General features: G+C 46.4%; 24 protein-coding genes. 6 read left to right on the top strand and 18 right to left on the bottom strand.

The features are described from left to right. Positions 1 to 48: 48 nt before the first annotated feature. The 5 genes from ACJJIO_RS10185 to polA all read right to left on the bottom strand — a co-directional run bounded on the left by ACJJIO_RS10185 (position 49) and on the right by polA (position 6,218). A complete protein-coding gene (locus tag ACJJIO_RS10185) occupies positions 49 to 285 on the bottom strand; it encodes a hypothetical protein (protein WP_444891680.1) in 237 nt (78 codons plus the stop codon). Further along, positions 257 to 715 (bottom strand): hypothetical protein, encoded by a 459-nt coding sequence (locus tag ACJJIO_RS10180; protein WP_444891681.1) that lies wholly within the window; start codon positions 713 to 715, stop codon positions 257 to 259. Before ACJJIO_RS10180 ends, ACJJIO_RS10185 begins: the two co-directional genes overlap by 29 nt. Positions 716 to 1,408: 693 nt before the next feature. After that, on the bottom strand, positions 1,409 to 2,377 hold the full coding sequence (locus ACJJIO_RS10175; RefSeq protein ID WP_252084020.1) for a ribose-phosphate diphosphokinase: 969 nt from the start codon (positions 2,375 to 2,377) through the stop codon (positions 1,409 to 1,411). Further along, positions 2,374 to 3,018, bottom strand: a complete 645-nt coding sequence (locus ACJJIO_RS10170) for a dienelactone hydrolase family protein (protein WP_444883305.1) — start codon at positions 3,016 to 3,018, stop codon at positions 2,374 to 2,376. Before ACJJIO_RS10170 ends, ACJJIO_RS10175 begins: the two co-directional genes overlap by 4 nt. Positions 3,019 to 3,479: 461 nt before the next feature. After that, on the bottom strand, positions 3,480 to 6,218 hold the full coding sequence (gene polA, locus ACJJIO_RS10165; protein WP_444910913.1) for a DNA polymerase I: 2,739 nt from the start codon (positions 6,216 to 6,218) through the stop codon (positions 3,480 to 3,482). Positions 6,219 to 6,557: 339 nt separating this feature from the next. Between polA and ACJJIO_RS10160 the strand changes: the two genes are divergently transcribed. After that, complete coding sequence (locus ACJJIO_RS10160; protein ID WP_444910912.1) at positions 6,558 to 6,854, top strand: hypothetical protein; 297 nt, start codon at positions 6,558 to 6,560, stop codon at positions 6,852 to 6,854. A gap of 83 nt (positions 6,855 to 6,937) precedes the next feature. On the opposite strand, the gene ACJJIO_RS10155 is transcribed toward ACJJIO_RS10160, so the two are convergent. Next, positions 6,938 to 7,837 carry a metal ABC transporter substrate-binding protein gene (locus ACJJIO_RS10155; RefSeq protein ID WP_444910911.1) on the bottom strand — a complete coding sequence of 300 codons (900 nt, stop codon included), beginning with the start codon at positions 7,835 to 7,837 and terminating at the stop codon, positions 6,938 to 6,940. Between the two features lie 135 nt (positions 7,838 to 7,972). On the opposite strand from ACJJIO_RS10155, the gene znuC reads away from it, so the two are divergent. From znuC to ACJJIO_RS10140, 3 genes are all read left to right on the top strand, one after another. Then, positions 7,973 to 8,758, top strand: a complete 786-nt coding sequence (znuC, locus tag ACJJIO_RS10150) for a zinc ABC transporter ATP-binding protein ZnuC (RefSeq protein WP_444910985.1) — start codon at positions 7,973 to 7,975, stop codon at positions 8,756 to 8,758. Further along, entirely contained in the window at positions 8,759 to 9,568 is an 810-nt protein-coding gene (znuB, locus tag ACJJIO_RS10145) for a zinc ABC transporter permease subunit ZnuB (RefSeq protein WP_252084015.1), read from the top strand. A 231-nt stretch (positions 9,569 to 9,799) separates the two neighbouring features. Continuing rightward, positions 9,800 to 12,391: a TonB-dependent receptor gene (locus tag ACJJIO_RS10140; RefSeq protein ID WP_444910910.1), complete on the top strand. Its 2,592-nt coding sequence runs from the start codon at positions 9,800 to 9,802 to the stop codon at positions 12,389 to 12,391. Between the two features lie 411 nt (positions 12,392 to 12,802). On the opposite strand, the gene ACJJIO_RS10135 is transcribed toward ACJJIO_RS10140, so the two are convergent. From ACJJIO_RS10135 to ACJJIO_RS10100, 8 genes are all read right to left on the bottom strand, one after another. Then, on the bottom strand, positions 12,803 to 13,012 hold the full coding sequence (locus tag ACJJIO_RS10135; protein WP_444888955.1) for a hypothetical protein: 210 nt from the start codon (positions 13,010 to 13,012) through the stop codon (positions 12,803 to 12,805). A 98-nt stretch (positions 13,013 to 13,110) separates the two neighbouring features. Continuing rightward, entirely contained in the window at positions 13,111 to 14,307 is a 1,197-nt protein-coding gene (locus tag ACJJIO_RS10130) for a dipeptidase (protein ID WP_444910909.1), read from the bottom strand. 110 nt (positions 14,308 to 14,417) lie between these two features. Beyond that, the gene (locus tag ACJJIO_RS10125; protein WP_444910908.1) at positions 14,418 to 15,197 is read right to left on the bottom strand and encodes a CPBP family intramembrane glutamic endopeptidase; all 780 of its coding nucleotides are present in this window, start codon (positions 15,195 to 15,197) and stop codon (positions 14,418 to 14,420) included. A gap of 67 nt (positions 15,198 to 15,264) precedes the next feature. Then, positions 15,265 to 15,948: an SCO family protein gene (locus tag ACJJIO_RS10120; RefSeq protein ID WP_444910907.1), complete on the bottom strand. Its 684-nt coding sequence runs from the start codon at positions 15,946 to 15,948 to the stop codon at positions 15,265 to 15,267. A 3-nt stretch (positions 15,949 to 15,951) separates the two neighbouring features. Further along, positions 15,952 to 16,845: a heme o synthase gene (gene cyoE / locus ACJJIO_RS10115; RefSeq protein ID WP_444910906.1), complete on the bottom strand. Its 894-nt coding sequence runs from the start codon at positions 16,843 to 16,845 to the stop codon at positions 15,952 to 15,954. Positions 16,846 to 16,888: 43 nt separating this feature from the next. Next, positions 16,889 to 17,995, bottom strand: coding sequence for a COX15/CtaA family protein (locus ACJJIO_RS10110; protein ID WP_444910905.1), 1,107 nt, complete (start codon positions 17,993 to 17,995; stop codon positions 16,889 to 16,891). Positions 17,996 to 18,006: 11 nt separating this feature from the next. Further along, entirely contained in the window at positions 18,007 to 18,648 is a 642-nt protein-coding gene (locus ACJJIO_RS10105; RefSeq protein WP_444903529.1) for a redox-active disulfide-containing membrane protein, read from the bottom strand. Positions 18,649 to 18,658: 10 nt separating this feature from the next. Then, positions 18,659 to 19,393 (bottom strand): SURF1 family protein, encoded by a 735-nt coding sequence (locus ACJJIO_RS10100; protein WP_444910904.1) that lies wholly within the window; start codon positions 19,391 to 19,393, stop codon positions 18,659 to 18,661. Between the two features lie 33 nt (positions 19,394 to 19,426). Between ACJJIO_RS10100 and ACJJIO_RS10095 the strand changes: the two genes are divergently transcribed. After that, a complete protein-coding gene (locus ACJJIO_RS10095) occupies positions 19,427 to 19,651 on the top strand; it encodes a DUF2909 domain-containing protein (protein ID WP_252086046.1) in 225 nt (74 codons plus the stop codon). Positions 19,652 to 19,704: 53 nt separating this feature from the next. Here the strand turns inward: ACJJIO_RS10095 and ACJJIO_RS10090 are convergent, their stop codons facing one another. From ACJJIO_RS10090 to coxB, 4 genes are read right to left on the bottom strand one after another with little or no spacing between them, the layout of a single operon-like run. After that, entirely contained in the window at positions 19,705 to 20,595 is an 891-nt protein-coding gene (locus tag ACJJIO_RS10090; protein ID WP_252084005.1) for a cytochrome c oxidase subunit 3, read from the bottom strand. Between the two features lie 5 nt (positions 20,596 to 20,600). Next, positions 20,601 to 21,170, bottom strand: a complete 570-nt coding sequence (locus ACJJIO_RS10085; RefSeq protein ID WP_444883291.1) for a cytochrome c oxidase assembly protein — start codon at positions 21,168 to 21,170, stop codon at positions 20,601 to 20,603. Positions 21,171 to 21,188: 18 nt separating this feature from the next. Beyond that, positions 21,189 to 22,739, bottom strand: a complete 1,551-nt coding sequence (ctaD, locus tag ACJJIO_RS10080; RefSeq protein WP_444883290.1) for a cytochrome c oxidase subunit I — start codon at positions 22,737 to 22,739, stop codon at positions 21,189 to 21,191. Positions 22,740 to 22,757: 18 nt separating this feature from the next. Then, complete coding sequence (coxB, locus tag ACJJIO_RS10075; protein ID WP_252084002.1) at positions 22,758 to 23,903, bottom strand: cytochrome c oxidase subunit II; 1,146 nt, start codon at positions 23,901 to 23,903, stop codon at positions 22,758 to 22,760. A gap of 739 nt (positions 23,904 to 24,642) precedes the next feature. Between coxB and ACJJIO_RS10070 the strand changes: the two genes are divergently transcribed. After that, positions 24,643 to 26,001 (top strand): MATE family efflux transporter, encoded by a 1,359-nt coding sequence (locus tag ACJJIO_RS10070; RefSeq protein ID WP_444910903.1) that lies wholly within the window; start codon positions 24,643 to 24,645, stop codon positions 25,999 to 26,001. Positions 26,002 to 26,183 lie beyond the last annotated feature (182 nt).

Below are 26,183 nucleotides of genomic sequence, written 5' to 3'. Positions count from 1 at the left end.
CAAGTCAAAGCGATGATCAAGGAGGTCGGGGGCTCCAAGATCACCCTGTCAGTTCCGGCCCGGCGAAATGTTCTCTCCCCCGGGCAACAGCGAACGCAGTAGCAACTCACGCAGACGACGTCGCGCTTGGGGGGTCGCACAGTGCAGGGCCTCTGCGCAGAGGGCACGCTGTGCTAACAGATCCACCAGGGTATCCTCGCAAATAGCAACGGTGAGCAGACGCGAGGATTTTTCGACCTCTGCTGCCGCCTCCCCTTTAATGCAACTGCAGGTTCGCCCCGCCATGGGATACGAGCTTTCCCCCGGCAAGTAAGGGTGCCGGCTCGTCGTCCCCATCCGTATAGAGTGCGCTGATGCAGTCAGCGGCAAGCCGCTGTTTATCGCGATCTCCCAGTTGGCGGGCGAGAACAGAACTGGCTCCAACAAGGAGGTAGTGGTGGTGTTTTTCATCTCCCTGCTTCCGGTAAGCCGCCATTAATTGAGCGGCACATTCACTAAAACGTGTTGCAGATACGGCATAGCTGGGCCACTCGCTTGTGAGCAGCATTCCCGCCACATCAAACGCGCAACCCAGGTAGGGAATTGCCTCACTATGATTTCCCTCTTCGCACAGCATCCTGCCGCGCTCCATCCAATCCAACCACGCCTGTTCCGCACGATCGTTATTCTCAATCAGCCACTGGCGGTGATTAGCACATAGGTAACGTAAATTCACGGTAACCCCCCTGTTAGGTTTAAATTAAAGATAATGAGAAACATTATCATTTGCAAGCGCATTTAATTGAAAGAGACAAATGAAAAGACTCTTAGGGAGGTATTGAGAACAAGGCATAAAAAAAGCCGGCAGATGGGGGCTGCCGGCTAGGGGTCAGTGCCCTTGGGGTGGGGCACTTGCCAGACGCACCCAGGGGGACGGGTACGTCTGAGGGTTCCTCTACATATGCAAACACCTTGCATATTGGAAGGTTAGGCTGGCTCAGATTCGTTTCCCAGCCAGTAAACACCACGATCAGAGGTGCGCGAATACTATGCCCTTTAATCACTAATTTCCGGAAATAGGTTCCAAAGACACCAATAAATCAGCAGCTAATGAGAAAGGTCCAGAGAGGCGGAAAACAAATCCTCCTGCGCGCAGACAAAAAAAACCCCGGGTTTGGGGAATTCCGGGGTTAAAAAGCTGAACGCTTTGGGGTTAGGGAGCAACAATGATCTGTTTTATTCGATAGGACATTTGCCCCATTTGTTCCCATTACTTAAGTAAATAAATGTAAATGCGGCTCAGGGGCGGAAAAAATAACGCGTGATAGGGATGGAAAGGATTTCAGAGGAGTATTTATGCGCCAAATTTGCGTAAGACAGATGTGAAGCAGAGAGTTACTTTGTCGATAAGACTAATTTACTGAAAAAATTAAAGTGTAAGCTCACTCACCGGACCACAATCATGCAGGCGCCGAATCGCTTCCGCCATCAATGGGGCGCAGTCGAGTAGATGGAAACTCTGTGGCAAATTTAACTGGGGTAAAGAGTTGGTCACTGCCACCGCCTCCAAGGGTAGTTGTGACAAGTTTGAGAAAGCATCGCCACTAAATTGGCCGTGGCTGGCCAGTGCCAGGATACGCTGCGCCCCGCCTCCATGGGCAGCTTCCACCGCCCGACAGAGCGTTGCACCACTAGCGATAAGATCATCCACAACCAACACGACCGCCCCCTGCACTTCCCCCACCAAGGTGCCCCCGCTGATTTTTTCTCCACTGCGATACTTCTCGACGAAAGCGCAACCTACTGGGCGCCCCAGACGCTCACTCAGGGCCTCGCGCAAGGCCTCCGCGCGCTTTATACCGCCCTCATCCGGCGATAAAACCGATAGTGGTCGCGGCTCCGCCAACAGCTGACTCAGCGCAAACTCCAGTAACAGCGATTCCGACAGCAAATGTAAGGTGCGGCAGCGAAAAGCATTCTCGAACGCAGCCAGGTTGTGGGCATCGAGAGTCACGACCACCTGAGTCCCCACGGCCTCAAACAAGCTGGCCAGATAGCGAGTGGGCAGTGGATCGTGTAATTTGGTGCGGCGGTCTTTGCGTCCGTAGCAAAGGTAGGGCATTACTGCGGTAATACGTGCCGCCCCTGCATCGCGCAGGGCGCCAATGAAGAACAAACAACGCAGCAGTTTTTCATCGACACTACTGCAATGGTCCCTGTATAGGGATTGCACCAGGAAGACATCCGCCCCCTCGACATCATCCAATGGGCGCACTTTATGCTCACCATCGGCAAAGCATCGCTCTTCGTGGCGAGCTAATGGTTCACCCAGGGCTGCAGCCACACGACCAGCAAAATCGGCGCCGGCATCCAGGCTAAATAGTTTCAGTCTACTCATAGTAAACTCGCACGAAACCAGCGCTCGGTCATGCGCACTACTTCATCCATGGCACCGGGTTCCTCAAATAAATGACCGGCGTGGGGTATCAAGTGCAAGCGGGGCTCATTGACCATATGATTTAGGGCCTCTTTATTTAATTCCAGCACCTGCTTGTCATCACCGCCTACCAACAACAGCGTGGGCGCCTTAACCAGGGGGAGGTCGGAACCGGCCAGGTCCGGTCTGCCGCCCCGTGAAACCACCGCACCCACCAGGGACGGACGCTCGGCGGCGGCAATCAACGCTGCCGCAGCCCCAGTGCTGGCGCCGAATAGTCCGATGTGCAGAGTCCGTGTAGTTTCCCCATGTGCGGCCCAATCGATCACTTCCACCAGGCGCCGGGCACTCAGGTCGATATCAAAGCGGTATTCACTGGTAGCCTCATCTGCACGGGTTTCCTCTTTGCTGAGCAAATCAAATAAAAGTGTGGCAAATCCATCATCGTTCAGACGTCGAGCCACGGCGATATTGCGCGGACTGTTGCGGTTACTACCGCTGCCATGGGCAAAGATCACCAGCGCACGCGCCTCCTGGGGCAGCGTGAGAGAAGCCTGGAGAGTTTTGTGCTCCGCTGCCAACGCTATAGTTTTGTTCTGCATTGATGGCCCTCTCGGTAACCAGGGGACAAGGGCAGTTAATAATCCTAGCCGCCCAGACGTTATGGCAAACGAATGAAATCTTTGTAGTGCTCAGACTAGACCAGATGAACGCCAGCGGGCCTGCGGGAATTACTTGTGTCGCTTAATCCATGAAAAAGCGAGAGCTGTAGAAGGGTTTAATTTGAAGGCAAAAAAAATGCCCCGGACTTGGGGGAGTTCCGGGGCAAACATCTGACTTCCTTGGGGGATGATGACGCATTCCAACGATCTTGCCTTTTTAGAGGGGATGTCGCCGGAACAGTTCCACGATTTCGCGCAAAGAATGCAAAAACGCCGATTTAAACACACTTATTGGCACTTTTTTCATCAAAAAGACGCCTATTAAGCCATCTTGTACCGGCGTATCTCATTGAACTGGCTCTTTTACTTAATGGATGAACCAGTCGCTTAAATTGAGAAACTCAATGCGCTTCATCCCAGCTCTTGCCGCGCCCCAGATCCACAATCAAAGGCACATGCAATTGGGCAGCGCCCTGCATAATCTCCTGTACACCACTGGCCACTGTCTCAACCTCATCCTTAGGCACTTCGAGTACCAGTTCATCGTGTACCTGCATAATCAGTTTTGTCGACAGCTGCTGCTCTTTCAGCCAGGCATCCACGGCTATCATGGCGCGCTTGATAATATCTGCGGCGGTGCCCTGCATCGGCGCATTGATCGCGGTACGCTCGGCCGCCTGGCGTTGCATGCCGTTGCGCGAGTTGATCTCCGGCAGATACAAGCGACGACCAAACAGGGTCTCTACGTAGCCCTTTTCCGCCGCCTGCTTGCGGGTATCCTCCATATAGCGCAACACACCGGGATAGCGTTCGAAATAGCGGTCGATATAAGTCTGCGCATCGGCGCGTGGGATATCCAATTGCTTGGCCAAGCCAAACGCTGACATACCGTAGATCAGGCCAAAGTTGATGGCTTTGGCACGGCGGCGCTGTTCATCACTGACTTCATCCAGCGCCACTTCAAAGACCTCTGCAGCAGTGGCGCGGTGAATGTCGGCTCCGTGGGCGAAGGCATCCACTAAGCCCTTGTCCCCAGACAAGTGCGCCATGATGCGCAGCTCAATTTGTGAATAGTCCGCCGCAATAATTTCACTACCGCCATTAATGCGCGGGTCCGCAGTAAAGGCACGGCGGATACGACGCCCTTCCTCAGTGCGGATAGGAATGTTCTGTAAGTTGGGGTCACTGGAGGACAGTCGACCGGTGGCCGCCACCGCCTGGTGGTAAGAGGTATGCACCCGTCCGCTGCTGGGGTCGATCATTTTCGGCAGCTTGTCGGTATAGGTATTCTTCAATTTGGCCAGACCGCGATACTGCATGATCAGCGCTGGCAGCTCGTGATTGTGGGCCAGTTCCTGCAGTACCGCTTCAGCAGTGGATGGCGCCCCCTTGGGGGTTTTCTTGATCACCGGGATCTGCAATTTCTCAAACAGAATGACTCCCAGCTGCTTGGTGGAACCCAGGTTGAATTCCTCACCGGCCACCTCGTAAGCCTTTTGCTCCAACGCACGCATCTTCTGCTCGAGTTCGGCACTCTGCTCGGCGAGCATTTTCGCATCGATATAGGCGCCGTTGCGCTCCATAAGTGCGAGCACCGGTAGCAGTGGCATCTCGATTTCATCGAGTACCTTTTGCAGCGTCGGCTCCCTCTGTAGGCGTGCGCTCAACTCATTGTGCAGACGCAAAGTGATATCCGCATCTTCAGCAGCATAGGGACCGGCTTTATCCAGCTCAATCTGGTTGAAGGTAAGCTGTTTCGCGCCTTTACCGGCGATATCCTCGAAATGAACTGTGTGCTCGCCCAGGTATTTTAGTGCCAGGCTGTCCATATCGTGGCGGCTGCCGGTGCTGTCCAGTACATAGGATTCCAACATCGTATCCCGTGCGATACCACGCAGCTCAATGCCGTAGTTGGCCAGGATATGACTGTCGTATTTAAGGTTTTGCCCCACCTTTTTCTGTTTTTCGTCTTCCAACAGAGGTTTCAGCCTGGCGAGAATCTCATCGAAGGGCAGTTGCTCAGGTGCGTCCATATAGTCGTGGGCCAGAGGCACATAAGCGGCTCGATAGGGCTCGACTGCGAAAGACACCCCCACTAGTTTTGCCTGCATATAGTTAAGGCTGGTGGTCTCGGTATCGAAAGCAAAGATCTCAGATGCCTTGAGCTGTTCAAGCCAGGCGTCGAATTCTGTCATCTCGGTGACGATGACATAATCCCGCTCAACCGCCTCAGCCATGGCCTCTTCAGACTCTTCACTGGTCAGCTCTTCCAGCCAGCCGCGAAATTCATTCTCGGTGAACAGCTCTATCAAGGCATCGGAATTGGGATCCGCATTATGCAGATCCTGTGGGTGATAAGGCATCTCCACATCGGTCTTGATGGTGGCCAGTTTGTAGGAGAGTTCTGCCGCCTCGCGGTGTTCGGCCATTTTCTTGCCGAGAGTCTTGGCGCCGCGGAATCCCAACGGTGCAATGGCGTCCAGGTCTGCGTAGATATTTTCGAGGCTGCCGAGATTTTGCAGCAGCGCCAGCGCCGTCTTTTCCCCTACTCCGGGGACACCGGGAATATTGTCGGATTTATCCCCCATCAAGGCGAGGAAGTCGATAATCAACTCCGGCCCAACGCCAAACTTCTTCACAACCCCTTCGCTATCCATCTCCGTGTTGGACATGGTATTGACCAGAGTGACGCCGGGGCGCACCAATTGCGCCATGTCCTTATCACCGGTGGAGATAATCACTTCCTGGCCCTTACGCTGGGCTTCCAGGGCCAGGGTGCCGATCACATCGTCCGCCTCGACCCCATCTACCACCAGGCGCGGTAGCCCCATGGCATCGATAATGTCGTGGATCGGCTGAATTTGCTCGCGCAGGTCGTCCGGCATGGGAGGGCGATGGGACTTGTATTCGGCAAACATCTCATCGCGGAAGGTTTTTCCCTTCGCATCAAACACCACTACCACTGGGCTTTGCGGATGCTCCTTCAAGTGGCGGCGCAGCATGCTGATCACACCACGCACGGCGCCGGTGGGTTTGCCCTGGCTGGTGGTCAACGGCGGAAGAGCGTGAAAGGCGCGGTACAGATAGGAGGAGCCATCCACCAGGATCAGCGGGGCGGCAGGGGTGCTTTGTTTACTCATAAATCTCGGGATTCTGTTATTTGTCCTGTCGGGCGCTCGCGGCGCTGGATTGGCCGATAGGATACCCCCCTTTGCACAGTTTTTCCGCTCGCTAGCGCCAGGCAGAACATTTACCGCCACCACAGCCCCTGCGGCAAAGCCAACTCATCTCGACGCTGGGTTACTAACAATCGACGCAGCAATCTCACCAAATGCTCAGGCTTGTCTAGTCTTGCCGGTAGCGACTTTCATTAATCGCCAACTCCCCGGAAACAAATGCCAATGGCCGCCCACAGGCGGCACGGGGCCTTTTATTTCCGCAAAAAAGTTACCCACAGATGTACAGGAAGGATTCTTATTATGAGAGGAGTGATGTACGCCGCACTGCTATTTACCGCCTCATTTCTAGCATCGCCAGTAGCCGCGGTATCTGCCTGCCAAACGGAAAAGTCCCAGCAAACGGTCTCCGCTACAGCAGATTATCCACAGATACCAAGTCACGAGCTGATGCTGGAAGAAGCCACCAGGGAACAGAGTGAAGCGTTATTTCAACGCCAGATGCGTCAACTGGAAAAGATGCAGCGCAAGGCTGAGAGAGATTCAGCGCGCGCAGAAAAACTTCTGCAATTCAAAAATAAATCCGGTAATGCCGGTTAAACGGCTCTTATAAGGTATGGCCCGCGCCTCAACTGTCGGGCCATTTTTTTCCCAAGTCGACATCAAATTGCCTGGGGCCCAGTTTACTCCTCTGCTTCATCTACACCGCTGTCGGGTATCTCACTAAGACAGCTGCGCGCCTGTACCAACAGTGACTCGATCAAGTCGCGATAGCTGGCATCGGGCCCCAGCTGTTCGCCGAGGGGGTCCAGAGCGACATATTCCAGCCCCAAATGCTCTGCCACTTGCCGGTCCCGAGTATTTTCTGGGACTTCTCCAAACAGGCAACCTCGCCCCATCCCACTGAGGCCTAACATGGCGCGTGCACCGCGGCCGCCACCGCTACCATTGCTTAGAGCACGGGTATTCACCCCAGCGGAGCCAAAGAAATGCCCATAAGCATCATGGGTCACCACTATGGGTACATCGCGGTAGGCCCACAGGGCCCGGTCCAGCACTTTCTGAAGGCTGGCCATAGATTGGGAAAAGTCGCGGGCGCGACTGCGATACAGCTCAGCCTGTTGCGGCTGCAATTGTGCCAGGCGCTCAGCAATCAGGGCCCCAGCCAATGCCGCATTGCGCGGACGCAGCCACAGGTGGGGATCGGCTGCATTGGCCCCCTGGTACTCAAATTCAGTTGCGCCCAATAACTGCAATTGCCTTTCTTCGGGTAGCGAATTCACCTGCCCGGCCAGCAGCCCCTCCATCTGAGGCCCCAACCAAATCATCAATAAGGCGCGCTCCAGACGTGCCCGCTCCGCAACACTGGGGGCGTAATGGTGGGGGTCGGCCCCCTGGATTAATATTTTCACCGGCACGTTATCACCGGCAATTTCCCGTGCGATCAGTGCCAGCGGGCGCACGCTCACCACCAGCTCTGTGCGCTCAATGGGCTGCGATTTACCACAGGCCAGCAGGCTGAGGCAGAACAACATCAGGGCGGAAAAGTAGAAAACACGCGAAGAGGGAGACATGAGAGACATTTGGCGACGCAAAACTGAGATATAATCACAACCGGCTTCGTGCCGCCAGCCCGACTGGTGACAGACTCTCCTTTTGAGTCCTCGCTTGGAGGCCACCAACATACGGTTTTTCACGCCCGTCCCGGAGATTTTGTCCTGAACCCTTCCCCGCCGCTAATTACCGCCGACCGTGTCGCGCTACAACTCGCCGGCCGGCAATTACTCCGGGATATCTCCGTGGAGTTGATTCAGGGGGAGATTGTCACCCTGATCGGCCCCAATGGCGCCGGCAAGACCACCCTGCTGCGACTATTACTGGGGCTGACCAAGCCTACAAGTGGCACCGTCTGGCGCCAACCGGGCTTGCGAATTGGTTATATGCCCCAGCGCTTACACATAGACAACTCGATGCCCATGTCCGTGCAGCGCTTCCTACAAATGGGCCAGCCGGGAATAAAGACTACTCAAGCACAGGCTGCACTGGATAGGGTGGGTGCCGGGCAGCTGTTACAAGCCAGCCTGGCAAACCTCTCTGGCGGGGAGATGCAGAGAGTACTACTCGCTCGCGCCGCCTCCCGCAAACCGCAATTACTGGTACTGGATGAGCCCACCCAGGGCGTCGATGTTGGTGGGCAGAGTGAGCTGTATCAATTGATAGCCACCCTTCGCGATGAGCTGGGCTGCGGAGTGCTGCTGGTGTCGCACGATTTACATCTGGTGATGGCCGCCACCGACAGGGTGCTGTGTCTCAATCAACACATCTGCTGTCACGGACACCCGGAACAGGTGAGCAAAGATCCCGCCTACCTGGCGCTCTTTGGCGATACCGTGGCTCCCTATACCCACCAGCATAACCATCAGCACAAACTGAGTGGCGATATTGCCGGAGAGTGCAACCACTCTGGTACAAAGTCGAACGGCAAAAATAGAGAGCAACAATAAGTGGTCGAATTCGGAGAATTACTGCACAGCCAATTTCTCTGGTACGCCCTGGGTGCCGGTCTGCTAGTCGCATTAGTTAGCGGCCCACTGGGCTGTTTTGCCGTCTGGCGGCGCATGGCTTACTTCGGTGACACGCTGGCTCACTCAGCCTTGCTCGGTGTCACCCTCGGCTTTGTACTACACATCATGCCCACCCTCGCCGTTGGCGCAACCTGCTGTTTGCTGGCAATTCTACTGGTGTACCTGCAGCGCAGGCAGAAGTTAGCCGTGGATACTCTATTGGGGATTCTCTCCCACTCGATGCTCGCTCTCGGAATCGTGACTGTCAGCCTGTTCGAAATTAAGGTGGACCTACTCTCCCTGTTACTCGGCGACTTACTCGCCGTAGGCAGCCAAGATCTGGTGCTGATGTCTGTTACTGCCGTGGGCATCCTCACTCTGCTTTATTGGCTATGGGAAAAATTATTAGCCTTCACTCTGCACGAGGAGCTGGCCTCGGTGGAAGGTGTACCGGTAGAGAGAATACGCATGGCGCTAATGCTGATGCTAGCCCTGCTAATTGCCATTGCCATGAAAGTGGTTGGTGTGTTGCTGATCACCGCCTTGCTGATTATTCCCGCTGCTGCCGCGCGCAGGCTCTCCCGCACTCCAGAGCAAATGGCGCTGCTGGCATCCCTGATCGGCTGCCTCGCCGTAGTGCTCGGCTTGCTCGCCTCTATTTTATGGGACACGCCAGCCGGGCCCTCTATTGTCCTGGCAGCGGCTGTGTTTTTTCTCTGTAGCCAACTACGTCCACTTCAAAATTACTAGCGTTCCTTTTAACAGTCTTTAAGCTCTGCCACAGCTTCTAATACACTGCCTTTAGCAGTTTTGGCGTTTATTTCATCCAGAAAAAGCGACCCACTTCACCCATTTATCCACGGGGTCTTTGCCCAGCTCTGAGCTAATTGTTTCAGTTTTCCGCCATTGCTAGTGTTGCTCGACGACCAGCCAATTTGGGCCAGTCATGGACTATGACAATAAAAAAGTTGAGCAATAAACATGGAAAAATTCACTCTCCGTCGCAATGTGTTGGCCTCTGCCATTTTGGCCGCGGCCGCTTCAACAACTCCACAGGCTCTCTTCGCCGCCGAGGAAGGTGCTATTGAAGAGGTCACCGTTGTCGGCTCCCGAATCAGCCGCAACTCTGAATTTGAAAATGCTACCCCGATCCAGGTAATGGACCGCGAAAGCATCGAGAAATCCGGTTATACCAACCTACAGCAACTGTTTGAGAAAAACCCCGCCGCCGGTAACGGCACTTTCTCCACCCGCGGTAACAACCAGGATTCCACCGCCAACGGTGCTGCTGCGGTGAGTTTGCGTGGTATGGGGGCTGATGCCACGCTCGTACTGGTTAATGGTAAGCGTGTTGCTATCAGCTCTTTCGCTGAAAGTATCAGCACGAACTTCGTCGATATCAACAGCATTCCCCTGGCAGCGGTTGAAAGAGTGGAAATTCTGAAAGACGGTGCTTCGGCTATCTATGGCTCCGATGCAGTAGCCGGTGTGGTCAACCTGGTACTGCGCAAAGATTTCGAAGGCACAGAAGTCTCAATGGATTACGGCAGTGCGGAAGATTACTCCCAACGGTCCTTTTCAGCTGTTTGGGGCATCAATGGGGAAAGCTCCAACTTCACTGTAATTTTGGATCACAGTGCAAACACCCGTCTTACCAGCTCTGAGCGTGGTTTAGACAACCCTAATTTAAAAAGTCGCGGAGGCGCAGACAACCGATCATCCCGTGGCTACCCAGGTAGCTTTACCTTAAGTGATGGAACCACTGTTGCCGATCCAAACTGCCCGCAGGATCGCGTTTCCGAAGGTGTCTGCGTATACAACTATGGCCCCTGGAACCTGCTCACTCCAGAATCGGAGCGTACCGGTCTATTGATGCTTGGCCATTCCCAGTTGACTGAGAGCGTTGAATTCTTTAGCGAAATTGCTGTGCAGCACAACACTTCCGTAGCCCAGGGTGCGCCAACACCTTTGGACGACAAGGCTAATCTCTATGTACTTGCAGACCACCCCAACAATCCCTTCGGTGAAGATGTAAAAATCTACCGCTACCGCACTGTAGATGCCGGCGCACGGCAATGGGATATTGAGACCGATAACCTACGTGGTGTCTTCGGTCTGCGCGGCAGTATTGCTGAGTGGGATTGGGAGGCCTCAGTTCAGCGCTCTCGCAGCGAATCGACCCAAACAGGTGACCGCTCCCAAGGCTGGGTTCGCACTGACTTACTCCAGCAGGAAATCAATGCAGGGCGATACAATCCTTTTGGTGGAGTTCAGAATCCCGATTCAGTAATTGATGCGATAACCACCAATCTGGTTCGACAAGGCAAGTCTGATTTCACTGGTTACGACTTTTCAATCAGTGGTGATTTATTTCAAACCCAGAACGGCACCATTGCCATGGCTACTGGGCTTGAATACCGCGAGGAAAAGATATCCGATATCCCCGATGACCAATTCCAGCGTGGTTTAATTTTTGGTACTGAATCTGTTTTTGCCAAAGCTAGTCGTGATATCACCTCTGCCTTTATCGAGTTTGCAATTCCCCTGCCCGCCAACTTCGAACTGAGCTTGGCTGGACGCTACGACGACTACAGTGATTTCGGCGATACCACAAACCCTATGGCCAGTTTGCTGTGGAACGCAAATGAAATGCTTTCTCTACGCGCCTCTTGGGGTACAGGGTTCCGCGCCCCATCCTTAGCTCAAGTAGGATTGGGACCATCACAAAAATCATTATTTATTGAAGATAGTTACGGTTGTGCAGTGAATGATGCCTTCTGTGCAAGGACCGACTATACCGTTGTTTTCACGGGCAATACCGACTTGGAGCCAGAAGAATCCGAATCATTCAATATCGGCGCAGTTCTTGAACCAATGGATGGTCTGAAATTATCTTTAGACTACTGGAATATCATTCAGGAAAATAAGATTGAGGCAGAACCAGCTCAATATCTTTATGACAAATACTGTGGTAGTCAGGACAGTGTCATCTGTGTCCGTGCAGATCCTCTGAAACCAGGCGATACTTTAGGCCCAATTCAGGATATCTACGGTAGCTATCTGAATATTGGGGAGCAAGATGTCTCTGGCATTGATTTTACCGCTGTGTATAGTGGATTAGCCCTGGCTGGTGGGGAACTTGGCCTGCGTTTAGATTATTCCTATCTTGCTGAATTTGAACGTGTTGGCCTGGGTTCTACAGAGGACCCAATTACAGAGGATTTAGCTGGAGAGTATGAATACCCACAACATCGATGGATGGCAACTGCTGACTGGGCTCTCAATAACTTTGGCCTAACTGCAGGAGTTAATTACATCGGTGAGTTTGAGGATATCCCTGACGTTGGCGCCTCCCGTACGGATCGTACCGTAGATTCCTTCATGACAATAAATTTCCAAGCCAGATATACCGGATTTAATAATATGGTGGTCAGCCTAGGGGCAGAAAACCTCTTTGATGAAGAACCACCCTTCGCAATTGGTGATGGAGAAGATGATCTTTATGGCTATGTACAATCTCAGCATGACCCACGCGGACGCTTTATCTACGGAAAAATGACTTATAGCTTCTAATCAAAGGGCTTTCGCAAACAAAAAGGGACGCCATTGGCTTCCCTTTTTATCTTATAAGTTTCTCGAAATTATTTAATAGACTTATTCTTCTTCGATCGATCTCCAACTGGCTCATAACCCGCCTTATGGAATTCATAGATAGTCAGTCCTACCCCTATTAATATACAGATAGATACGCCAATTCCTATTATTAAAATTAATGTATCAGACATAGCCTTTATCTTCTTGCCAGAAGGGCTGATACTTTAAAGTAGATGCCAAAACTTAAAATACTGGGCACCCATAAGGCAGTAAAAATACCCTGTTCCTTATAGCCGTTAAACCATAAGTACCCAGATAAAAAAAATGAGATCAGAACAGCCAATAAAATAAAGAAATCAGATGCCTTCAACATTGATTTAACCGCCAAATTTAATCATAGTCCCAAAACCCTACCGCAGCTAATAACAACCCTGATATTGTAATCATCGCGGGAATACCTATCCCTTGAATCCCAAAATATTGAATCATTGATGGAACAATATTTAGCACACTTGCCAATCCCCAAAGAAAAAATGGCATAGCAATTAAAAGACCAAACCAACCAAGAAAAAGCCTTGCTTTCCTCAGCCGATGAAACATACAAATTAATCTCTTCAAAAGACCTGTGTTCAGGTTCGACAGTAAAATTTATAAAATTGCTAAAAGCATAGCTCACCAACTTGAGGCCAATGTCTAAATCAGTGCCTTTGTGAAGTCGCATACTCTTCATTACTTTGCCAGATTCTCAGTAGATTACCCCCGAGAATCTTTTTGATGTCTTCTTCACTATAATCTCGCTCAAGTAAACCAAAAACAAGGTTTGGATATTCTGAAACGTCTTTCAACCCAATAGGTAAACTATCACCAACACCATCAAAATCTGAGCCTATTCCAATATGGTCAACACCAACTAAATCGCGAATATGATCAAAGTGATCAAGTACATCACTTAAATCGGCATAGACAAACATATCCTGATGTAACGTTTCTGTATATTTTTCAACTTCCGGACTATGTATATCTAAGTTATTTTCTTTAATATATTTTTCAGTCAGCCGACTAATTGAGTTATAGGAATCTCTAGATTTAGCACTAATAAATGTTGAGCCAAAATTGACCATAATCAACCCGCCCTGCTTTGCAAGCGCAGTTATCATTGCATCACTCATATTGCGCTCAAAACCTGGGGTGAAATGTCTCGCTGAGGAATGTGAGGCGATTACAGGAACTGATGAAATTTCCATTACCTGCCAAAAGGCCTCATCAGAAATATGGGACACGTCAATCATAATACCTAGTGCATTCATCCCTCTCACTAGATCCTTACCAAACTCACTCAATCCTTTCCACGGCCTTGACTCATCATAGGAGGAATCCGAGATATGATTACTCTTAGAGTGGGTTAGGGTAATATAGCGAACTCCGCGGTTATAAAAATGCCTTAAATTATCTAAGCTTCCGTCAACACCTGCACCATTTTCCATGCCCAGAGGCAGTGAAATTTTACCCTGCTCAACTTGAGCTTTTAATTCTTTTAAAGATTTAGGAATCGCAAATTTTTCGGGATGCATTTCTACCAATGTCTCGACATTAGTAATCAGCTGGTCTGCATAATCCTTAGCAGTTCCATCAATTTCCTTTTCGGCAGGTATGTAGATCGACATAAAAGGAGCGTTTAAACCACCTTTGATGGCCCTATAATAATCAAAGTCTCCACCTTCTACACTGGAACCAACATCAACATTTTCTTTCGACAACCTATATGGAACATCTATATGACCATCCACTAACATATTTTCCAGTACAAGTTTGTTCGCAAGTGCATGGTGATTTTCAACATTCCACTCATCACAAGCCGATAAGAATATAAAAATAAAAGCCAAGCATTTTTTCATAAGAATCTTCCAATCAAATAGTAAACGTGAATAAGATCTTCGGTAAAAACTTGAACATTATCAGTACGCTTCAACAAATATCTTGGATAGATTATTATCACTTTTCAGTTTTAAGCCGGAAGAGGATAAGGGAGTAAAAACATATGAAATACATTGACCGCCCAGTGAGCCATCACACAAAGCCAAAAATTTCTACGTAAATACCAGAGAATTGCATAACAAAAAGAGGCTAAACCAAGTAGAATAACTGCTGATGTATCTGCAGACCACCCAACATGAAGCATGGTAAAAATAGCTGTGACTATTGGAACAGAAAGCCATCGCCACTCAGCAAGGGATTCTTCTAATCCTCTTTGTAACACCCAGCGAAAAAAGCCTTCCTCACTAATACATACGACTAAAAGATTGATAACTGCTGCTATTAATATAGCATTAGATATTTTTACCGAAGGACCATACAAAACCAACCCAATAGTGATTGGAATAGCAATAGTAATTATTAAAAAAAATAAATCGATAGGTCGTACGGTTTGTTTTTGACGAAGCATAAAAGCGAGTAAGCCAATAGCAACAAATGCTTTACCAATATTGAAACTCGCATATATCAAATTCCCTGCACTATCTGAGTAGGGAGTTAAAATTTGAATTCGCTCACTACCAGGAATGATATTAAAGCCGGCCAACAGCATAAGGGCAATACAAACAAAATATAAAGCCGTACGCCTCCACCCTCGGCATATTTCAAGTGTGGTTAAAGCGATCCAGGTAAGAGGTGCAAGAAAGCCAGCCCAGCCAAAAGGAATAATACATAAGGATAATATAAGTGGTGCACCCCAAGGGACTTTAGAAACATCCGTTGAGTGAACCTTGTCAAGGCTTTTCAACTGCACTTTACTTCCTTACATCTAAGTATACACAGGTCAAAGAGTAATTTATGGGAATACACCAATATGTAAATTAACCATTAAAAGTGGCACGAATCGAACGATAGGTTAATTTCATTTTTGCCGGATCTAGTGGCGCTCTAAAGAAAGCATGGTAATGTCCAAGGGGATTTATTAATACAACTTGAGAACCATGATCCATCGTATAATCATTATTTCCTAGAATAACTTTATTAAAAGGAACATTAAGTTGACTAGCAAAACGCTTTATTTCTATGAAATTGCCAGTAACACCGAGAAAATCATTATTAAAATATCGAACATAATCATGTAAGATCAGTGGTTTATCTCTGGCAGGATCAACCGAAACTAAAATAACATCGGTATCTGCACGAATATCTTCATCAAGGAGTTTATAGAAACTATTGAGACTCGACAGAGTTGTAGGGCAAACATCGGGACAATGGGTAAATCCAAAGAATATGAAAGTCCATTGGCCTTTCAAATTTTTTGTTTCGAATGCACTGCCTGTATCGGCGATTAACTGAAAATTATCTAAAATTCTTGCTCGCTGTAATTTTACGGCACCATTTATGCGAAGCTCAGAATCACTTAATATCCTTGGCTGACTTAACTTATGAACAAAGCCAACCAAAACTGCCACAATAAACATCAGTAAAACGGTAATCGTTATACGAACACCACGCTTTTGGCGTTGTATGAATTTAGGCTCAGCCATCTTATGAAAATTAGTCATTTTTTACACCGATATTAAATAGTGATCCAACAACATAATGCAAAATAAAGCCATCAGATAAATAATAGAATACTTAAAGGTTTCAATTCCCGCATTGGGGTCTCGACCCCGTAGCATTACCAAACTCCAATATATAAACCCAAGACCTAGCACCACCGCCCCAAGAAGATATAACCAACCTAACATTGCAGTCGCAAAAGGAAGTAAGCTAACTGCAAATAAAATAAATGTATAAAGTAAAATATGCAGATTTGTGTATGGCACACCGTGAGTAACTGGAAGCATGGGAACTTTTGCTCTGGCGTAATCCTCTTTCCTATGCACTGCTAGTGCCCAAAAGTGCGGAGGTGTCCAGGCAAATATGATCAGTACCAGTAACAAGGCATGTGGATGAATTTCATTAGTTACCGCTGTCCAGCCGAGTAGTGGCGGTGCTGCACCAGCGAGTCCGCCAATGACAATATTCTGAGGTGTGGCATGCTTTAAAAACATAGTGTAAATAACAGCGTAACCAATCAGAGATATCAGTGTTAACCAAGCAGTTAAGACATTCACAAATACCATTAACACTGCCATACCAAGAATACCCAGCAACAGAGAAAATAGTATGGCCTTGCGTGGCTCAACTCTTCCTCTTGCGACTGGGCGATTGCTAGTACGCGCCATTTTTGTATCAATGTAACGATCAACCAGATGATTAATCGCTGCAGCGCTACCAGCGCAAAGGGCAATACCTATATTACCCAATATTAAAATTTCTAACGGAACCATTCCTGGAACAGCTAACAACATACCAATCAGAGATGTAAGAATCATCAGCATGACTACTCTGGGTTTGGTCAGTTCATAATAATCACGCCAGTTAGTGAAGCTCAATTTAGCAGTTTGTATAGCCATAATATTCTTCTTTTCTAATTCTTCCTTGATAAGACATAGATCATTACAACTCGGCAGCCAATCCTGAATCTTTTATAATTCTATTTTTTTTAGAATTATTTTCTCGTAATTCAATAGAGCCAGCTGAGTAAATACGATAACAGAGAGTTAAAACACCTAATAATAGAAATGCGGCACCGGCATTATGAGCAACAGCAATTGATAGTGGTAAAAACATGATTACATTTGCGACACCCAAACTTACCTGCATCCCTATCAAAGCAATCAATATAAGGGCCCAACGATACTCACCAGCTTTCCAGGAAAAAAATGAAAGGCTAAGGACTAGTCCGGTCACAATTAAAGCACCGATACGATGAATAAAGTGAATAGCCGTACGTGCATCACTTTCCAAAGCACCACCTAAATAATTTGGCCCAATTTGTTGGAGGATATTAAACCCTTCCTTAAAATCAGCTTTAGGAAGCCACTCGCCATGACAAGTGGGGAAGTCTGGACAGGCAAGTGCAGCATAATTTGAACTCGTCCAGCCTCCTAAGGCTATCTGAACAACTACTGCTATAGCAGTCAAAACGGCAAGGGGTAATAGATTATGAAGCTTACGGTAATTTTTAAATTCACCTGATAATTTATCATATCTCATTCTTTCTACGAGTAACCACAGCATAGATAATGTTGCCATTCCTCCGAGTAAGTGCGCAGTGACAACCTGAGGCCATAACTTCAAGGTGACAGTCCACATACCGAAAGCCGCTTGCAAAGTAATCAGGGCCATCAAAAAATGTATCTGCTTAAAAGTGCGTTGTTTGGGATTACGCCAGGATATGTAAACAAGCGAAGCGACTAATAAAAGCAGGATGCCTGCAAAGTATCTATGCACCATTTCAGGCCAAGTTTTGCTAGTATCTACAGGCGTATCTGGAAATGCATAGTTAGCAGCTTGAATTTCATGATTTTTATCTGGCCAAGTAAGATGGCCGTAACAACCAGGCCAATCGGGGCAGCCCAACCCAGCATCAACAAGCCTAGTAAATGCTCCTAAAGTAACAACTATTATGGCTAAGACACATCCAGCCAATGTTAACTTCAAACGCCAACCAAATTGCTCTTTTATAGGTTGCTTTATTTTCTTTTTTTCTGAAGATTCCATGTCACTCTCCATTACTTTTCATAGGAGTACTTCAACAGGCGTTTGATATCTTTCAATAGTTGATTACCACTATGTTGGTTGTCATAGATCATCATTGCGAATCCTTCCTGATCTATTAATATTGCTTTAACATCATCAATTTTTTTATGGTCGGTCAGTTCATGTAGCGTATTTACGCTATTGTCATTCAATCTGAAAATCTTTAGACGAGGATGTTCTAACTGTAGTTTTTCTTTTTTTTCTTCAGTCATGGAATGATGAGTTGCAAGAAGCCTCTCAACTCGGCTGGCTTTCTCACCCAATCGGATATGCACTTGTCGACTGGTATATAATAGTTTTTCACAGTCCTCACCACAGTCTGAAGGACTTATAATGAGATATCTCCACTTTTGGTGTTCCCCCCCAATTAACTGTGTCTCCTCTTCAAGTGAAGATATTTTTAAATCATTAAAATTAATCGGTGGTTGAAGTAACTCACCTTGATTAGTTGTTCCATCAGGTATTCCCACTCCCGTATAAAACACTATATAAGCTGCAACAATCGGTAGAAAAACCGATGCTGCAATAGAAAATATCTGTATTTTTTTTGAAGAAGAATTTGTTTTTATTTCTCCATTTTCTTGCAGAGTGGAGGACCCTTCTCTTCCTTCCATTATCATACCCCTAATTATTTGTTTTATTTACTTTTATAAAATTGGTAGCAGTAAAAAGCCAAAGAAAAAATAAAGCTGTAGCCATAGCAAACCATTGAATCGCATAAGCGATATGTCGATCCACGCTGCTATTTACTAATTGCCAATCAGTTATGAATGCTGATTCTGAGTCAGCACTTAACCTAACGATCCAGTTGTTATTACTGAGCGTCATATTCTGAACAATTTCTTTATTAACAATCTGTATTCTACGATTTATTATTTTTTCTTTATTCTCTATAGATTTTAAGTTTTCAACCGGGTATAAAAACCCATTGATTTTTATCTTATCTTTAGGGTAATTAACTTCAGGCATTACATCCCGGCTAGCTGAAAATGGAATCCAGCCTCGATTTATTAGCCATCTCTGTTCACCAGATATAAAGACTTGAAGAACCTCATACCCTGCCTTTCCAGTGCGAGTTCGATTATCCAATAAGAAATATTCATCAGAATAATTTCCATCTAATTTTACAGGCAGGAATCTTTTTAAATTCGTAACTAAATGTAGATTTTCTGGTTGGGATGACAATCTTGAATTGATTTCTAAATCTATGATTCTCTTATCATCAGCTCTACCGAGCTGCCAAAATCCCAACAACACAAAAACTGGAATAAACCCAAATGAAAACAGGGTGATCGACCAGTTACGAATCAATGATACACTGGTATTATCTGAAGAAACTGATGGTATCTCTACTGTCATGTGCTACTACATAAAATAATGGAAAATAATTATATGTGGCTCAAAATCGTTATAGTCGTTCTTTTTCTCGCGATACTGGTGAGCCTATCCAGTGCTTTATTTTTTCTACTGCGAGATATGGGTGCTCCCCAGTCTAAACGTACTCTTTATGCTTTAGGTATACGGATTTCTCTTGCCGCACTTCTTTTATTAGCCATCTGGTATGGCTTTGAAAGCGGCATTTTGGCTAATACTGCCCCCTGGACAGATAAATATTAGTTTATATCGCCTCAAGTTAATTCAACCTGAGGCGAATCCTATGTACTTATAAATTATGCACCTAGCACATATACAAAAATAAATAAGCCAACCCAGACAACATCTACAAAATGCCAGTACCAGCTTGCTGCTTCAAAGCCAAAATGATCATTAGGTTTGAAATGATGTGCGATTACAGAACGTAACAACATTATGAGCAGCATTATCGTTCCCAGAGTTACATGAGCTCCATGGAAACCCGTCAACATGAAAAAAGTTGTGCCATAAATGCCTGACTCTAAAGTGAGTCCAAGATGTTGATAGGCTTCATAGTATTCTTGCGCCTGAAGATATAAAAATATGAAACCTAGTAGAACAGTTCCTCCCAACCACAGATTAAATTTCCCACGCTCACCTTTTTTAAGAAACACATGAGCGAAATGTACGGTAACGCTGGAAGATAAAAGAATTATTGTATTCCAAAGAGGTAAATGCCATGGATCAATAACATCTTTAGGTCCTATAAATTGTGCTGTATCGCCATGAGCTGCTGCATCCGGAGTCACATAGAGAGGCCAAGTATTCTCAAACCCCTCCCACAACATGTTGGATATTCCATTATCGCCTTCCCCAGCTAACCAAGGAACAGAGAAATTTCTTATGTAGTATAGGGCCCCAAAAAATGCAGCAAAAAACATAACCTCAGAGAAAATAAACCATCCCATTCCCCAGACATAAGATCTCTTTAACTGTTCACTGTTCAGACCAGCCATATTTTCTCTGATTACCGCTGCAAACCAGAACCATAAGACTGCTGCCAAAGCCAGCGCACCGGTAAAGAAAATATAGGAGCTACCACCGTTGATCCAATTTGCAGCACCAAAGGCAATTAAAAACAAACCTATAGTGGCAAATATCGGCAGCTTGGATTGTTCTGGAACATAATAACTGCTTTCACTAGCCATGAATTTTATCCCTCTCGCTCGGGCTCGTTATTTTTTTCGATATTTTTAGAAATTCTTTCCGTAACATCGAACAGCGTGTAGGAAAGGGTTATGGTATTTACACTGTTAGGAATCTCGGGATCAACGATAAATCGCAATGGTAACTCTGCCTGTTCACCCGCTTTTAAAATTTGCTGATTGAAGCAAAAACATTCAGTTTTGTGAAAGTATTCCGCGGCTTTAAAAGGAACCAAGCTGGGAATGGCCTGACCGATCATATCCCTTCCAGTAGGATTAAAAGCGATAAAAACAGTATCCATAACCTCACCTGGATGGACTTCCACCGACATTACACTGGGAGAAAACTTCCAAGGCATATTGTCGTTATTGCTCGCAATAAACTGAACGGTGATAGACCTGCTGGTATCGATAGCAGCAGGGACCGCTTCGTAACGCCCGCCAGTTTTACCATTCAAACCAGTAATCTCGCAGAAAGCATCATAAAGTGGTGGCATCACAAATATGGCGAACACCAGCATGCTGGCGGCAAGCGCCAGCAATTTCGCAGAAACTTTCGTATTTTCGCTAAATTTCATCGGCACAAGAACCAAAAATTAACGAATAACCGGAGGGGTACTAAAAGTGTGATAGGGAGCCGGTGATGGCACCGTCCATTCCAACCCTTCCGGGTTATCCCATACTTTATCAGTGGCTTTTTTGCCACCCATGACTGTACGTACCACATTAAAGAGGAATACCACCTGAGCCGCACCGAAAAGAAATGCCCCCATACTGGCCATCTGATTAAAGTCAGCGAATTGTAGTGCGTAGTCTGGAATTCTTCTGGGCATACCCGCCAGACCGACAAAATGCATCGGGAAAAATGTTAAATTCAATCCGATGAAAGCTAACCAGAAATGCACTTTCCCCATAGTTTCGTTGTACATATTCCCTGTCCACTTGGGCAACCAGTAATAAACCCCCGCCGTAATGGAAAAAATAGCCCCAGGAACCAGTACGTAATGGAAATGGGCAACTACAAAGTAGGTATCATGATACTGGAAATCCGCTGGAGCAATGGCCAACATCAATCCTGAGAATCCGCCAATGGCAAACAGAATAATAAAAGCTATAGCGAACAACATGGGAGTTTCAAATGTCATGGAGCCTCTAAACATGGTAGAAACCCAATTAAAAATTTTCACACCCGTGGGTACTGAAATCAGCATAGTGGCATACATAAAGAACAGCTCGCCGGCTATAGGCATACCCACTGTAAACATATGGTGAGCCCACACAATCATGCTGAGGAATGCAATTGCAGCTGTGGCATAAACCATGGAACTATATCCAAATAGTGGTTTACGCGTAAAAGTGGGAATGATTGCCGAAATAATACCGAAAGCAGGCAAGATCATGATGTATACCTCTGGGTGCCCAAAGAACCAGAAAACATGCTGGAATAGAACTGGGTCACCACCACCTGCAGCACTGAAGAAACTGGTACCAAAGTGGATATCCATCAGCATCATCGTCACTACACCAGCTAGTACTGGCATCACTGCGATTAGAAGATAAGCAGTGATCAACCAGGTCCAGACGAAAAGCGGCATTTTCATTAAAGTCATGCCTGGAGCACGCATATTCAGAATGGTCGCTATGATATTAATGGCTCCCATAATGGAAGATGCACCCAGAATATGAATGGAAAATATAAAAAACGTGACGCTCGGTGGTGCATATTCTGTCGACAAGGGGGCATAGAATGTCCAACCAAAGTTAGGTGCTCCCCCCTCCATAAAGAGGGTCGATGCCAACATTGCAAAACCGAAAGGTAAAATCCAAAAGCTCCAATTATTCATCCGTGGTAATGCCATATCTGGAGCGCCGATCATCATCGGTACCATCCAGTTTGCTAGCCCGACAAATGCCGGCATTACCGCCCCAAAGACCATGATTAATCCATGCATGGTCGTCATTTGATTAAAAAATTCTGGCTGTACGATTTGTAGTCCAGGCTCGAAAAGCTCAGCACGTATAATGAGTGCCATACAGCCACCCAGGAAAAACATTGCAAAGCTGAACCAAAGATACAAAGTACCAATATCTTTGTGATTTGTGGTGTATAGCCAGCGTTTCAAGCCAGATTGAGGTCCGTGTGCCATGTTAAAATCCCCCAGCGCTTACTGCTTATTCTTAAAATTAAGGATATCAACGGGCTGAACCGTATCGCCCATTTCATTACCAAAGGCATTGCGTTGATAGGTTATCACTGCGGCTATATCCACCTCAGATAACTGTTCTCCAAATGCTTGCATGGCAGGGTTTACCTGTGATCCATCAATGACTATGTCGAGATGGGTATTCAAGGGACCTGTCGCAATTTTTGATCCGGCAATCGCTGGAAATACGCCGGGAACACCTTTTCCATTTGGCTGATGACAGGCTGCACACATGCTGTTGTAGACTTTTTCCCCTTGTGCAAAAAGCTCATCAAAAGTAAAAGTTTTTCCGGTAAGCTCGCGCATTTTTACTGCAGAAGCAACTCGCCCATCCAGCCAAGCGTTGTACTCTTCTTGGGGAACAGCTTTTACAACGATCGGCATAAATCCATGATCTTTGCCACAGAGTTCTGCACATTGCCCACGATAAATTCCAGGCTCTTCAATACGTGTCCAGGATTCATTAATGAAACCAGGAATAGCATCTTTTTTTACAGCTAGGTCAGGTACCCACCAAGCATGAATCACATCATTGGCAGTAATTAAGAATCGAATTTTTTTCTTAATAGGAACAACTAAGGGTTCATCAACTTCCAATAGATAGTTTGGGCTTTTTGGCTGTTCGTTATTAATTTGGCTACGTGGAGTTGAGAGATTTGAGAAAAAAGTAACATCCGAACCAATGTAGTCGTATTTCCACTTCCACTGATACCCCGTAATCATGATATCTAGATCCGCTTTATCGGTATCATAGATCTCATAGAGGGTTTTGGTCGCAGGAATAGCCATGAGAATCAGAATGACAGTAGGAATTATTGTCCACACCAGCTCCACAGCTGTACTTTCATGAAACTGTGCAGCCTTGTACCCCTTACTCTTACGATGACGCCACATACTGTAAAACATGACACCAAATACAAGAGCACCAATGGCTACACAAATCCAGAAAATCAGCATGTGTAATTCATAGGTCGTTTGGGCAACTTCTGTCACCCCTTTGGGCATATTGACCCCCCAGCGCTCAACAGCCTGCTCTTCCGCCAGTACGGATTGGACAGATAGCGAAGCGGCCAGCAAGGCGAACAGCCGATCAAAGCCTCTCAACATCGCCTACAGATCTCCGTGGTTGCGGGTTTCCTTCGAAAACCCGAATTTTATTTTTGGCCGCCGGCCTTCACGGATAGCTGAAATAGCCCTGTCTATATACTGTTACAGGGTTAAATCCACTCAATAATTTTGGACATACTGTAGTAACACAAGACTACATACACTGGACGAGGTGACATCCCCGCATTACTGCCGTCAGTGCAACTTGTTATTTTAGTAAAAAAATTTTTACTTCAGATGTCGTCGCCCGGAAGGTACAACCAACAACCTGTGTTTCTTTATTTGTCGCAACTACTGCAGGTACAACAGGAACATATTGTCAATGAAAAGTCAATCAGGCCTTATAGCGATAAATTATGCTCAAACCAGCTTCCTGCATAGGAAATTTCAAATAAATTTAATCATTATTTGATGATATAACTCCTATTTTGCAATAAGCTCAAGTTCTGTTGTCCCGGGACGATTAATTTGTATTAAAAAGATTATTTGCGTTGTGCATTCACACAGACACTCCACTTCAGTACCACTTTATTGCTTGTATAAAATTGCTCTCCTTTATTGCTCCCTTCTGTCCAATCCTGCCTTCAACAATCATCAAATTGAACAATAAGGTATAATCGACAGCTTAGTAACAGATGATTTATGCGCCAAAACGATACTAATCCCTCTTAAAATACATCAGACAAAACTCCAAACTGATACGTTTCTTTCTTACAGTTATTAATCATAAGTAGCCCCTATGAAGTACCTAACAATTGATTCAAGAAGCATGAGTCGGGTTTGGAATCTTGCCTGGCCTATGATTCTTAGTAATATTTCAGTTCCTTTACTTGGGGCAGTAGATACCGCAATTCTCGGTCACCTTTCTTCAGCCGTTTACCTCTCTGGAGTAGCCATTGGCGCAAGTGTTATGACAATGCTGCTTTGGGCCTTCGGTTTTCTTCGCATGGGCACCACTGGTGTCGTTGCACGCAGTCAGGATGGTGGTGTTGAATGGTTGCTAAGAGCAATACTATTGGCAATGGCATTAGGGATACTACTTCAGATTATTACCTATCCTTTGCTAGACAATATTGTTGGTTGGATGAATGCCAGTAGTGCAGCCAGTCCGCATGCAGTGGTTTACTTACAGATTCGTCTGATAAGTGCTCCTCTTGCACTAGTTAACTTTGCCATACTGGGTTTCTTTATAGGCCGACAGGATAGCCGGGCTCCACTATATATTTTGCTAGCAGCAAATATACTCAATATCCTTTTGGATTTTCTTTTTATTCTCGGTCTTGGTTTAGGAGCAAAAGGCGCTGCGATAGCCACAGTTTGTGCTGATACTTTCGCCTTATTGATGGGATTGTTTTTACTTAAGCGTGTTAATCCTAAAATTTGGAAAGCATTAAAAAAGTGTCTTCAAACCCCTCAATTTCAGCCATGGATAGAGTGGAAGCCTTGGCTTGAGTGGAAGCCTTGGCTTGAGTTACTGCAAATCAATACAGATTTATTTATTCGAACCTGCCTGCTGTTATTAACATTTACATTCTTTACTGCTCAAGGGGCCGCCCAAGGAGACTCCACCCTTGCAGCCAATGCAATATTATTACAACTATTAATGATGACTTCTTACGCGCTGGATGGCTTTGCCCATGCAACTGAGGCATTAGTAGGTGAATCAATAGGAAAAAAATCAAAAAAACTATTTCAGGAAGTGGTTAATGCCGCAGGCATTTGGGCTTTAGGAAGTGCACTCTTTATTACTCTATTGTTGATATTTTGTCAGCCAATAATAATAAAGTTGTTTACAGATCTCTCTAGTGTGATCCAGCAAGTAAATAACGTTTATTGGTGGCTTTGCGCTCTGCCGCTATTAGCCGTATGGAGTTACCAACTTGATGGTGTTTTTATTGGCGCCGGAAAAAGCCGACAAATGCGCAATACTATGTTTATAGCTACTATTCTAATTTTTTTCCCAAGCTGGTGGTTAACTCGAGATTGGGGAAACCATGGCATATGGTTTAGTCTTTTTTTGTGGATTGGCGCACGATCTTTAGGCCTTGTTGCTTACTTTCGATACTACACTGTAACCGACACATGGATTAAGAAATAATTTATTACTTTTATAAATTAAATTTTAGAGGGCTTCTGGCTTGTAATAAGCTGAATTATTCAGCTGAATACAGAATAGAGTAGTATGATACTGAATTTATATCGGAGATGATGTACAAAAATTGTTTAGACTGAAAACCATTAGAAAATCAATGTTTAAACATTTTTTAGGAGTTTTATTAA

The sequence above is a fragment of the Microbulbifer mixtoriginis (SeqCode) genome, from assembly GCF_052467235.1.
Note: the sequence above shows the minus strand (reverse complement) of the source record. Positions and strands in the feature narration are given on the sequence as shown.

Coding starts and splice junctions, on each gene's coding strand:
- ACJJIO_RS10185 (WP_444891680.1), bottom strand. CDS start 285: ATGGCGGGGCGAACCTGCAGTTGCATTAAAGGGGAGGCGGCAGCAGAG.
- ACJJIO_RS10175 (WP_252084020.1), bottom strand. CDS start 2,377: ATGAGTAGACTGAAACTATTTAGCCTGGATGCCGGCGCCGATTTTGCT.
- ACJJIO_RS10170 (WP_444883305.1), bottom strand. CDS start 3,018: ATGCAGAACAAAACTATAGCGTTGGCAGCGGAGCACAAAACTCTCCAG.
- polA (WP_444910913.1), bottom strand. CDS start 6,218: ATGAGTAAACAAAGCACCCCTGCCGCCCCGCTGATCCTGGTGGATGGC.
- ACJJIO_RS10160 (WP_444910912.1), top strand. CDS start 6,558: ATGAGAGGAGTGATGTACGCCGCACTGCTATTTACCGCCTCATTTCTA.
- ACJJIO_RS10155 (WP_444910911.1), bottom strand. CDS start 7,837: ATGTCTCTCATGTCTCCCTCTTCGCGTGTTTTCTACTTTTCCGCCCTG.
- ACJJIO_RS10140 (WP_444910910.1), top strand. CDS start 9,800: ATGGAAAAATTCACTCTCCGTCGCAATGTGTTGGCCTCTGCCATTTTG.
- ACJJIO_RS10135 (WP_444888955.1), bottom strand. CDS start 13,012: ATGTTTCATCGGCTGAGGAAAGCAAGGCTTTTTCTTGGTTGGTTTGGT.
- ACJJIO_RS10130 (WP_444910909.1), bottom strand. CDS start 14,307: ATGAAAAAATGCTTGGCTTTTATTTTTATATTCTTATCGGCTTGTGAT.
- ACJJIO_RS10120 (WP_444910907.1), bottom strand. CDS start 15,948: ATGACTAATTTTCATAAGATGGCTGAGCCTAAATTCATACAACGCCAA.
- cyoE (WP_444910906.1), bottom strand. CDS start 16,845: ATGGCTATACAAACTGCTAAATTGAGCTTCACTAACTGGCGTGATTAT.
- ACJJIO_RS10110 (WP_444910905.1), bottom strand. CDS start 17,995: ATGGAATCTTCAGAAAAAAAGAAAATAAAGCAACCTATAAAAGAGCAA.
- ACJJIO_RS10105 (WP_444903529.1), bottom strand. CDS start 18,648: ATGGAAGGAAGAGAAGGGTCCTCCACTCTGCAAGAAAATGGAGAAATA.
- ACJJIO_RS10100 (WP_444910904.1), bottom strand. CDS start 19,393: ATGACAGTAGAGATACCATCAGTTTCTTCAGATAATACCAGTGTATCA.
- ACJJIO_RS10095 (WP_252086046.1), top strand. CDS start 19,427: ATGTGGCTCAAAATCGTTATAGTCGTTCTTTTTCTCGCGATACTGGTG.
- ACJJIO_RS10090 (WP_252084005.1), bottom strand. CDS start 20,595: ATGGCTAGTGAAAGCAGTTATTATGTTCCAGAACAATCCAAGCTGCCG.
- ACJJIO_RS10085 (WP_444883291.1), bottom strand. CDS start 21,170: ATGAAATTTAGCGAAAATACGAAAGTTTCTGCGAAATTGCTGGCGCTT.
- ctaD (WP_444883290.1), bottom strand. CDS start 22,739: ATGGCACACGGACCTCAATCTGGCTTGAAACGCTGGCTATACACCACA.
- coxB (WP_252084002.1), bottom strand. CDS start 23,903: ATGTTGAGAGGCTTTGATCGGCTGTTCGCCTTGCTGGCCGCTTCGCTA.
- ACJJIO_RS10070 (WP_444910903.1), top strand. CDS start 24,643: ATGAAGTACCTAACAATTGATTCAAGAAGCATGAGTCGGGTTTGGAAT.